The sequence below is a fragment of the Ruegeria sp. L11 genome, assembly GCF_056531755.1.
Genome location: NZ_JBQFMI010000023.1, coordinates 25,028 through 34,856, shown reverse-complemented (window position 1 = coordinate 34,856; position 9,829 = coordinate 25,028). Strand labels below are relative to the sequence as shown.

Genomic DNA, 9,829 nt, shown 5'->3' with positions numbered 1-9,829 from the left:
CGCCGAACAGGGAAACCTCGACCAACTCATGCAGAAAAACGGACCCTTCAAAAACCTCTTCGACCAACAGTTCAATAAACACAAACACAAACAAAAAGTCGCAGAATAATAAGGGGGTGCTGAAAATCGGGTGACCGGAGATGGGTACATCTGAATCGCGTTTCAGTTTTTGTTTGCGAGGCACATTTCCGCGCGTTGGTGTTGTGGCGCGGCAGACGGATCTGGGGTCAGCATTCGCCGCAATTTGGCGGCAAAACCTTAGGGTTGCGGAGACACCACTGTCCCACCAATAGCCAGCGTCAACTGGCGCGCGGCTTCCATCACCGGGCGGCTCAGCCGTTCGATTTCGGTTGCTCCCACGCGGCTGGTTGGCCCGGACACGGAAAGCCCTGCGACCGCCTCTCTGTTCATATCGAAAACGGGTGCTGCAATGCATCGCATACCTGTAGTCTTTTCTTCGTTGTCCACGGAAAAACCCCGCAATCTGATGGCTGCAAGATCTTTCTTCAACGCCTCGGGGCTGGTAATCGACTGATCCGTAAAAGCCTGTAAATTCGCGGCGGCCAACCTTCGGTTCAATCTGTCTTCGTCCATATGGGCCAACAACGCTTTTCCGATGCCCGACGCGTGCATGGGTGACAATGTGCCGGGGGGAAAAAACGCCCGGATGCTTTCATGTGTTTCAACCTGGCTCAGGAACAGCACCAGACCTTCTTTCTCAATTCCCAAATTGGCGGTCTCGCTCGTGGTTTCCATCAGCTTGCGCATGATCGGCCTTGCCCGTTCCACCAGACTGGTACGGCGCAGAAACCGCGAGCCGATCACAAACGCCTGCGGGCCAATGTGCCAAACCTGTTCTTCATAGTCGAACTCGACCAGGCCCCTGCCCTGCAACGTCACGAGGATACGATAAACAGTGGCCGGTGCCTGGCGCATTTCATCTGAAAGTTCAGTAAGCGCTTTGCCTTGGGCCTGGCTCAGATACTCGAAAACCTCCATCGCCCGATCCAGTGATTTGATCGTATTCTGCGCGGTTTTGTCATCCCACCCCCGCGGCCTTCCCCGGGCTTTGCGACGGAGCTTCGGGTCATTGTCTTGCGATTCCATAAAAACCCTCTGATCATTTATGAAAGACTATTTCAGGATATGAAAAATATAACTCACTGACAACTATAAGTTAAATCTCATTAAACAAATTCTGAAATGCGTTTTCAAAAAAATTTCCAATCAGGCGGATGGAACCTATTGTGCAGGCAAGGACGCAAGGAGACCATCCATGAGCTTTCAAAACCCCGTTTTCATCCCAGGCCCGACGAACATCCCGGAAAGCCTGCGCAAGGCGTGCGATATGCCCACGATCGACCATCGTTCGCCATTGTTCGGGCAAATCCTGCATCCTGCGCGCGCGGGCGTTCGGAAAATTCTGATAAGCGACAGTGCCGAAGTCTTCATTTTCCCGTCGACCGGCACCGGGGGCTGGGAAACCGCCCTGACCAATACGCTGTCCGCAGGTGACAAGGTTCTGGCGGCCCGCAACGGCATGTTCAGCCATCGCTGGATCGATATGTGCCAACGCCATGGGCTGAATGTTGAGATCGTCGAAACCCCGTGGGGCGATGGGTTGCCGGCTGACCGGTACGAAGAAATCCTTACCGCCGACAAAAACCATGAGATCAAGGCGGTTCTAGCCACGCATAATGAGACGGCAACTGGCGTGAAGTCGGATATCGCTGCTGTGCGCAGGGCGCTGACCGCCGCGCAACACCCCGCCCTGCTGTTTGTTGATGGCGTTTCATCAATCGCGTCGATGGATTTCCGGTTTGATGAATGGGGCGTGGATGTTGCCGTTACCGGGTCGCAGAAGGGTTTCATGTTGCCCGCTGGCCTTGCCATCGTCGGTTTCAGCCAGAAAGCGATGGAAGCAACCAAAACCGGCACCCTGCCCCGCACATTCTTTGACGTCCAGGACATGACCAAGGGATACACCAACAATGCTTACCCCTATACACCCGCTGTGGGGTTGATGAATGGCCTCAATCAAGCCTGCGCTATGCTGTTGAGTGAAGGTCTGGAGAACGTTTTCGCCCGACACCACCGGATTGCCGAAGGGGTCCGTGCCGCTGTGGGGGCGTGGGGGCTGGAGCTTTGTGCCAGCAGCCCGGCGGTCTATTCCGATACCGTAAGCGCAATCCGCACGCCGAACGGCTTCAACGCGACGGATATTGTCACGCACGCAGCTGAAAAATACGGCGTTGCCTTTGGCGTGGGCCTTGGTGAGGTCGCGGGCAAGGTGTTCCGGATCGGCCATCTGGGCAGCCTGACGGATGTCATGGCTCTGTCCGGGATCGCCACTGCTGAGATGTGCATGGTTGACCTGGGCCTGAACATCGACCTGGGGTCCGGAGTTGCCGCCGCACAGGAATACTATCGTGGCCATCCCGGTTCCGTTCAGAAGAACGCGGCATGATGAAGGATTGCACAATGTATATCCCAACCTATGAAGACATGCTTGCGGCACATGACCGGATCAAACCCCATATCCGCCGCACCCCGGTGCGAACCTCGGACTTTCTCAACGAACTGTCAGGCGCGCAGCTGTTCTTCAAATGCGAGAACTTTCAGGAACCGGGTGCTTTCAAAGTACGAGGTGCCACCAATGCGGTTTTTGGGCTGGATGAGAAACAGGCCGAAAAAGGTGTCGCCACCCATTCTTCGGGCAATCACGCCTCGTGCCTGTCTTATGCGGCGATGAAACGGGGCATTCCCTGCAACGTGGTCATGCCGCGGACAGCGCCGCAAGCAAAGAAGGACACGGTCCGCCGTTATGGAGGGAAGATTACAGAATGCGAACCTTCCACCTCGTCGCGCGAAGCGACATTTGCCGAGGTTCAGGCGGCTACGGGCGGTGACTTTGTTCACCCCTACAACGATCCTCGGGTCATCGCCGGGCAAGGCACCTGTTCGCGCGAGTTTATCGAGCAGACCGACGGTCTGGATGCAGTCGTCGCGCCAATCGGCGGCGGTGGCATGGTATCCGGAACCTGTTTGACCCTGTCGACGCTCGCCCCGGAAACCGCGATCATCGCGGCGGAACCGGAACAGGCCGACGATGCCTATCGTAGCTTCAAGGCCGGTCATATCATCGCGGATGATGCGCCAAAGACGATTGCTGACGGGTTGCTGGTGCCGCTGAAGGATCTCACCTGGCATTTCGTATCGAACCACGTCTCAGAGATTTACACAGCCTCCGAGCAAGAGATCATCGATGCGATGAAACTGACGTGGAAGCACCTGCGGATTGTGATGGAGCCATCTTCGGCCGTTCCGCTGGCCACGGTTCTCAAAAACCCGGACGCCTTCAAGGGCAAGCGTGTCGGACTGATTGTTACAGGTGGCAATGTCGATCTGGACCGGCTGCCCTGGATGAATGTCTGAATACACCCCAACAAAAAACTATCCCGGTATAGGATTACGGAGATGAAAGATATGAGCACTCTCGACCAGTTCGAAGTAGGTTACGACATTCCGGCCAAGCCCGGCATGGACGAAGCAGACATCCAGACACCCAGCCTGATTTTGGATCTCGACGCGCTTGAACGCAATATCAGGAAGATGGGCGATTATGCCAAGGCGCACGGGATGCGTCACCGCGTGCATGGTAAAATGCATAAGTCGGTTGACGTGGCCAAGCTGCAAGAAAAAATCGGTGGTGCCGTCGGTGTCTGCTGCCAGAAAGTTTCCGAGGCCGAAGTTTTCGTTCGTGGTGGGATCAAGGACGTTCTGGTTTCGAACCAGGTGCGTGACCCGGCCAAAATTGACCGCCTCGCACGCCTGCCAAAGCTGGGCAGCCGCATTATCGTGTGTGTCGACGATCTGGAAAATGTCGCCGACCTTTCGGCGGCGGCAGTCCGGCATGGAACACAGCTGGAAGTCTTCGTGGAAATCGATTGCGGCGCAGGGCGGTGCGGGGTCACAACGACGCCCGAAGTGATTGAAATCGCCAAGGCGGTTGAAGCTGCAGACAACCTGAAATTCAGCGGAATTCAGGCCTATCAGGGTGCCATGCAACACCTCGACAGCTATGAGGCACGCAAGGAAAAACTGGCTTCCGCCATCGCGATGGTCAAAGACGCGGTAGACGGCCTTAAAGCCGAGGGTATCGAGTGTGATCTGGTCTCGGGCGGCGGTACGGGGTCTTACTACTTCGAATCCAACTCGGGCGTATATAATGAACTGCAATGCGGGTCTTATGCGTTCATGGATGCCGATTACGGTCGCATCCTGGATGAGAACGGCAACCGGATCGACCAGGGCGAGTGGGAGAACGCATTCTTCATCCTGACCAGCGTCATGAGCCATGCCAAGGCGGACAAGGCAATCGTCGATGCGGGTCTGAAGGCGCAGTCGGTGGATAGCGGCCTGCCTGTTGTTTTCGGGCGTGACGATGTCGAATACATCAAATGCTCGGATGAACATGGCGTCGTGATGGATCCAAGCGGGGCGCTCAAGGTCAATGACAAACTGAAGCTGGTGCCGGGGCACTGTGACCCAACCGCAAACGTGCACGATTGGTATGTGGGCGTCCGGAATGGCAAGGTCGAATGCGTGTGGCCGGTGTCAGCCCGCGGCCGCGCGTACTGAGCTTGAATGCTCAAAGAACAAACCGCCGGCCAAACATGGCCGGACAGTCGCCCGTGCGCGCCCGCTTTTGTCGGTGAAACGCACGGGCGCACGAATTCCAAGTGGAGAATGACATGCTGATCGTACCCGAGCGCGAAATCGCCAACCTCATGACCCGCGACGCGGCCTTTGAAGCCGTCGAACAGGTCTTTGCCTCCATGGCAGCAGGGGACGCCTATAACTTTCCTGTCGTGCGCGAAGCCATCGGGCATGAGGACGCCCTGTACGGCTTTAAAGGCGGGTTTGACCGCGCCGGGCTGACACTGGGCCTGAAGGCCGGGGGGTATTGGCCAAATAACCTGGAAAAGCGCGGATTGATCAATCACCAGTCCACTGTTTTTCTTTTTGACCCTGACACCGGAAAACCGTCAGCGATGGTTGGCGGCAACCTTTTGACGGCCTTGCGCACTGCGGCGGCCTCTTCTGTATCCATCAAGCACCTTGCCCGTGCGGACGCGCGGGTGATCGGTATGATCGGGGCCGGGCATCAGGCAACCTTTCAGCTACGCTCGGCGCTGGAGACCCACACCTTTGAAAAGGTCCTTGGCTGGAACTACCATCCCGAGATGTTGCCGAACATTGAAAAGGTCGCCAATGAAGCCGGTGTTCCGTTTGAAGCGGTCGAACTTGACGGCATGACCGAGGCGGACGTCATAATCTCGATCACCTCGGCTTTTGCACCATCGCTGATGGCAAACCATGTGAGCCCCGGAACGCATATCGCGTGCATGGGAACGGACACCAAGGGCAAGCAGGAAGTCGAGGCGGCGTTGTTGGCCAAAGCGTCCGTATTCACAGATGAAATCGCACAGTCTATTTCGATTGGCGAGGCGCAACACGCCGTGGCACAGGGCCTGATCAGGGAAAGTGACCTGATCCAGTTGGGTGCGGTCATCAACGGAACAAACCCGGGCCGAACATCAGACGATCAGATCACCTTGTTTGATGGCACGGGCGTCGGTCTTCAGGATCTGGCGGTTGCTGCATCTGTTGTCGAGCTGGCCGTACAGAAAGGCATCGCGATTGAGGTCGATTTCTGACGACATCCCCTTGTGGTCGCCAAGGCGAGCGTCGAGTAACGCGTTACATATGTGAGCGATGGGGCAAGCCCGCCAGACCTGAAATGAAAAAGCGGCGCACTTAATGCGCCGCTTTTTCATTTACAAGTCCGGGCTGAACCGGTCAGACGTGATCGTCCTGTTCGATAGAGCCCAGCCCGTGGCCTGCCATTCCACCGGACACCTCTTCCGTCGCTTCATCCGAAAGCTCTTCGGGCAGAACCAGATTCAGGACAATGGCGATGATAGCGGCAGGCAAGATCCCGGATGTCGCCAGAACTTTGAGAGTTCCGGGCAGATGCTGTAAAGAGTCGGGCTCTAACTGCAAGCCCAGACCAAGGCTGAGTGAAATCGCAAAGATCACCATGTTGCGGCGATTCCACGTCACGTCCGACAGCATCGAAACACCGGCTGCAACCACCATACCGAACATCACGATCACACCACCGCCCAGAACCTCGATCGGAACGGATGAGATCACCGCGCCGATCTTGGGGATAAGCCCGCATATGATCAGGAACAGGGCACCTATGGTTACGACCGTGCGGCTCATGACACCGGTCATGGCAATCAGGCCAACGTTCTGACTGAACGACGTGTTCGGCAGGGCCCCAAAGACGCCTGATACCGCAGTACCAAGACCATCGGCAAAAGTCGCGCCCTGAATTTCCTTGTCGGTTGCCTCGCGTCCAGCGCCCCCCTTGGTGATACCGGACACATCCCCGACCGTTTCAACAGCCGATACAAAGGACATCGCACAGAACCCGATGATCGCCGCGAATGAAAACTCGATACCGAAGTGAAATGGGTTCGGCATTGCAAACGGAGCCGCGCGCCCAACATTGCCCAAATTCACCTGACCCAATGCGAATGCCACAACATATCCGACCAACAAGCCAATCAGAACCGCCGACACCGACAACATACCGCGGGCGAAAAACTTCAGGCCCAGCGTAACAACAATCACAGTTCCGGCCATAAGCCAGTTCAGACCAGAGCCGTATTCTTCGGTACCGATGGCGGGTACACCCCCTGCGGCGTACTGGACGCCGACCTTGACAAGCGCAAGCCCGATCATGGTCACGACAAGACCGGTAACCAAGGGCGGAAGCGCAAAGCGAATACGGCCAATGAACAACCCAAGGCTGGCATGAAACAGACCGCCAACGACTATGCCACCCATCAATACTGCAATCGCGTCAACGCCCTTACCAACCACCAACGGGATCATGATCGGAATAAAGGCAAATGACGTTCCCTGCACGATTGGCAGGCGGGCGCCAACAGGCCCCAGCCCAATGGTCTGGAACAGTGTCGCAACGCCCGCAAAGAACATCGACATCTGGATCATGTAAATCATCTGCGGGAAATCGGGGCTGTTTGAACCAAACCCGAAACCCGCCGCACCGCACACGATGATGGCTGGCGTGACGTTGGAAACGAACATCGCCAGAACGTGCTGAATTCCCAAAGGGACCGCCTTCAGAATTGGCGGGGTGTAGTTCGGGTCGCGGAGCTGCTCCGGCGTCCCTAAAGTTGCATCTGACATCGCGTTTTTCCTCCCAAAAAAACTACGTGGACCGGCCCCTCTTCCGGCAATGTCCCTTACTCAGTGATCGTGTAGGCGTTCTGGAACCAATATTCCTCAAGGTTGGGCCCGTTTCCTATTCGGTCGACCACGGCGAACAACCCGGGGGGATGAAGCGGTGTCAGTACCCCGTGCCAGGTGTTCCGATGATAATTCACGCCCTGTCCGGGCGCGGTCATGAATGCAACAGGCTCACCCGGTACACCCGCGTTGTCGGGCGCTACGACAACGACAAAGGGCTTATCTGAAAGCGGTAGAAAGGCCTGGCTGCCGTCGGGATGACGCTCGACCATTTCAAGTTTGATGGGCAGGTCGAAGGCCTGGGATTGGAAAACGCTGATCCCTGCGCGCCCCCCATGGAAATCCAGTTGGGCGCGATCATGGTATCGCGCGCATTTTCCCTGATTGATGTATTTGTCCACCGCGCCAGACACTTCGATGACATCGCCGAACGGCGCAAAGGCCTCGGCGGTCAGTGGCCGGAGTTTCAGCGTGGATGTCATTGCGCGAATTTCTCGATCAGCCGCAACTCGGCAATCCGTTCGACCTGACGGCAGGCCTCGGCGAATTCGGTGTCTCGATTACTGTCTATCCGACGGTGAAAAGCCTCCAGAATGCTTGCTTTGGTGTTGTCCTTGACCGCAATGATAAAAGGAAAGCCGAACTTGGTCGTGTAAGTGTTGTTCAAGGCCGTGAAGGTCGCACGCTCTTCATCCGTCAGCATGTCGAGACCCGCTCCGGCCTGTTCTGCCTTGCTTTCCTTGGTCAGACGACCCGCAGCAGCAAGTTTGCCTGCCAGATCCGGGTGGGCTGTCAGGACGCCAAGCCGCTGCTCGGCTGTGGCAGAACGGAATACGCGCGCCAGAGCATTGTGAACCCCTGCGGCATTGTCATGCGTGGGACCCAGCTCCAGATCAAAGGCCGCTTGGGCAATCCACGGGCTGTGTTCGAACACGCCGCCAAATTCGGCGACAAAGGTTGGCTGGTCCATTTCCGACGGGGTCAGCCGTTGACTTGGCGGATGCATTTGCGCCCAATGATCGGCGATTTGTTCGCGGGTGGCAAACCAGACTCCGTCATGTTTCTTGAAATGGTCGAGTGCGCGTTTCAGGGCCATGGCGCGACCAGGGCGGCCGATGAGGCGGCAATGCAGTCCGATCGAAAGCATCTTCGGCTCACCCGCTTGGCCTTCGGCATAAAGCATGTCGAAGCTGTCCTTGAGATAGCTTTCAAACTGTTCGCCATTGGTATAGCCCGCCTGAATTGCAAACCGCATATCGTTGCAATCCATCGTGTAGGGCACGATCAACTGATCCTTGCCACCGGCCTTGACCCAATAGGGCAAATCGTCGGCATAGCTGTCGGCAATATAGGCCAGCTCGCCTTCGGCGGCGGCCAGATCGACCGTGTTCATCGAACAGCGGCCCGTGTACCAGCCACGCGGGGGCGTGCCGACGACCTCGGCATGAAGCCGGATCGCCTCACGGATCTGGGCGCGTTCTTCTTCCGCGTCCATGTCCTTGTGCTCAACCCATTTCAGGCCATGGCTGGCAATCTCCCAGCCTGCGGCCTTCATCGCCGCAACCTGCGCCGGTGCACGGGCCAATGCTGTGGCAACGCCATAAACCGTGACAGGAAGGTCCTGCAAAAGCCGATGCACCCGCCAGAACCCTGTGCGGCTGCCGTATTCGTAAATGGATTCCATGTTCCAGTGCCTTTGCCCCGGCCAAGGGGCCGCACCGGTGATTTCGGAAAGAAACGCCTCGGATGCGGCATCCCCGTGCAAAACGTTGTTCTCGCCGCCTTCCTCATAGTTCAGGACAATCTGAACTGCGATTTTGGCCCCGTTTGGCCAGTTTGCGTTTGGCACTTGCCGGCCATAGCCGGTCATGTCTCGTGGATACCGCGTCACATCAATTTCCCTCTTGCTGAAAAGACGAATAACCCAAACAATCACCTATGTTTTTCAAAAAATACTGTAAGCAGTCTTTTGACAGACTGCCTTTGCCTGCCGCTAGGGTATTGCAATAGTAACAGCAATACTTAGCGAGAGGTGCAAATGGCCGGTTACCTTACAACACATGTCCTGGATACGGCGCGGGGCTGCCCTGCCAGTGGGATGAAGATCGAGTTGTTCCGGATCAACGGAACAGACCGCACGTTGCTGAAAACTCTGCTCACCAACGAGGACGGCCGCACCAATGAACAAATCCTTCCCGAGGCCGAGTTCTCGACGGGCGAATACGAGTTGGTGTTTCATGCGGGCGAATACCTCGACGCCACTGGCGTGCCGCCTGAAAGCCCGCGTTTTCTGGATTTGATCCCGATCCGGTTCGGGATGTCCGAACACGCCCACTATCATGTTCCGCTGCTACTTTCGCCTTTCAGCTACGCGACCTATCGCGGCAGCTGAGCGTTGCACCGCGTGATCCTGTAGACTGACATTGTATTGTTATTTTTGATACTGCTTGATCTTTCGTAGCAATACCCGATGAAACCTCTG

General features: G+C 56.6%; 9 protein-coding genes. 5 read left to right on the top strand and 4 right to left on the bottom strand.

The genetic code is table 11. The features are described 5' to 3' along the window. Window positions 1-258: 258 nt before the first annotated feature. Window positions 259-1,107 carry an HTH-type transcriptional regulator BhcR gene (bhcR, locus tag ACR0CE_RS19405; protein WP_480484842.1) on the bottom strand — a complete coding sequence of 283 codons (849 nt, stop codon included), beginning with the start codon at window positions 1,105-1,107 and terminating at the stop codon, window positions 259-261. Between the two features lie 169 nt (window positions 1,108-1,276). Here bhcR and bhcA point away from each other — a divergent pair, with 169 nt between their 5' ends. The 4 genes from bhcA to bhcD all read left to right on the top strand — a co-directional run bounded on the left by bhcA (window position 1,277) and on the right by bhcD (window position 5,720). After that, window positions 1,277-2,467: an L-aspartate--glyoxylate aminotransferase BhcA gene (bhcA, locus tag ACR0CE_RS19400; protein ID WP_480833492.1), complete on the top strand. Its 1,191-nt coding sequence runs from the start codon at window positions 1,277-1,279 to the stop codon at window positions 2,465-2,467. After that, entirely contained in the window at window positions 2,467-3,435 is a 969-nt protein-coding gene (gene bhcB, locus ACR0CE_RS19395) for a beta-hydroxyaspartate dehydratase BhcB (protein WP_480507727.1), read from the top strand. Before bhcA ends, bhcB begins: the two co-directional genes overlap by 1 nt. Before the next feature lie 42 nt (window positions 3,436-3,477). Then, window positions 3,478-4,641, top strand: coding sequence for a 3-hydroxy-D-aspartate aldolase BhcC (gene bhcC, locus ACR0CE_RS19390; protein WP_480833490.1), 1,164 nt, complete (start codon window positions 3,478-3,480; stop codon window positions 4,639-4,641). 113 nt (window positions 4,642-4,754) lie between these two features. Next, window positions 4,755-5,720, top strand: coding sequence for an iminosuccinate reductase BhcD (bhcD, locus tag ACR0CE_RS19385; protein ID WP_480833489.1), 966 nt, complete (start codon window positions 4,755-4,757; stop codon window positions 5,718-5,720). Window positions 5,721-5,862: 142 nt separating this feature from the next. Here bhcD and ACR0CE_RS19380 read toward each other — a convergent pair whose 3' ends face one another. From ACR0CE_RS19380 to puuE, 3 genes are read right to left on the bottom strand one after another with little or no spacing between them, the layout of a single operon-like run. Continuing rightward, window positions 5,863-7,287: a uracil-xanthine permease family protein gene (locus ACR0CE_RS19380; protein ID WP_480833487.1), complete on the bottom strand. Its 1,425-nt coding sequence runs from the start codon at window positions 7,285-7,287 to the stop codon at window positions 5,863-5,865. 56 nt (window positions 7,288-7,343) lie between these two features. Then, the gene (locus ACR0CE_RS19375; RefSeq protein WP_480833486.1) at window positions 7,344-7,829 is read right to left on the bottom strand and encodes an ureidoglycolate lyase; all 486 of its coding nucleotides are present in this window, start codon (window positions 7,827-7,829) and stop codon (window positions 7,344-7,346) included. Beyond that, window positions 7,826-9,238, bottom strand: a complete 1,413-nt coding sequence (puuE, locus tag ACR0CE_RS19370) for an allantoinase PuuE (RefSeq protein ID WP_480833485.1) — start codon at window positions 9,236-9,238, stop codon at window positions 7,826-7,828. The genes ACR0CE_RS19375 and puuE overlap by 4 nt, the downstream gene beginning before the upstream one ends. Window positions 9,239-9,385: 147 nt before the next feature. On the opposite strand from puuE, the gene uraH reads away from it, so the two are divergent. Then, window positions 9,386-9,739, top strand: coding sequence for a hydroxyisourate hydrolase (uraH, locus tag ACR0CE_RS19365; RefSeq protein WP_480625353.1), 354 nt, complete (start codon window positions 9,386-9,388; stop codon window positions 9,737-9,739). Window positions 9,740-9,829 lie beyond the last annotated feature (90 nt).

What these genes read in the sequence shown, in the direction of transcription:
- bhcR (WP_480484842.1), bottom strand. Translation starts at nt 1,107, where the DNA reads ATGGAATCGCAAGACAATGACCCGAAGCTCCGTCGCAAAGCCCGGGGA.
- bhcA (WP_480833492.1), top strand. Translation starts at nt 1,277, where the DNA reads ATGAGCTTTCAAAACCCCGTTTTCATCCCAGGCCCGACGAACATCCCG.
- bhcB (WP_480507727.1), top strand. Translation starts at nt 2,467, where the DNA reads ATGAAGGATTGCACAATGTATATCCCAACCTATGAAGACATGCTTGCG.
- bhcC (WP_480833490.1), top strand. Translation starts at nt 3,478, where the DNA reads ATGAAAGATATGAGCACTCTCGACCAGTTCGAAGTAGGTTACGACATT.
- bhcD (WP_480833489.1), top strand. Translation starts at nt 4,755, where the DNA reads ATGCTGATCGTACCCGAGCGCGAAATCGCCAACCTCATGACCCGCGAC.
- ACR0CE_RS19380 (WP_480833487.1), bottom strand. Translation starts at nt 7,287, where the DNA reads ATGTCAGATGCAACTTTAGGGACGCCGGAGCAGCTCCGCGACCCGAAC.
- ACR0CE_RS19375 (WP_480833486.1), bottom strand. Translation starts at nt 7,829, where the DNA reads ATGACATCCACGCTGAAACTCCGGCCACTGACCGCCGAGGCCTTTGCG.
- uraH (WP_480625353.1), top strand. Translation starts at nt 9,386, where the DNA reads ATGGCCGGTTACCTTACAACACATGTCCTGGATACGGCGCGGGGCTGC.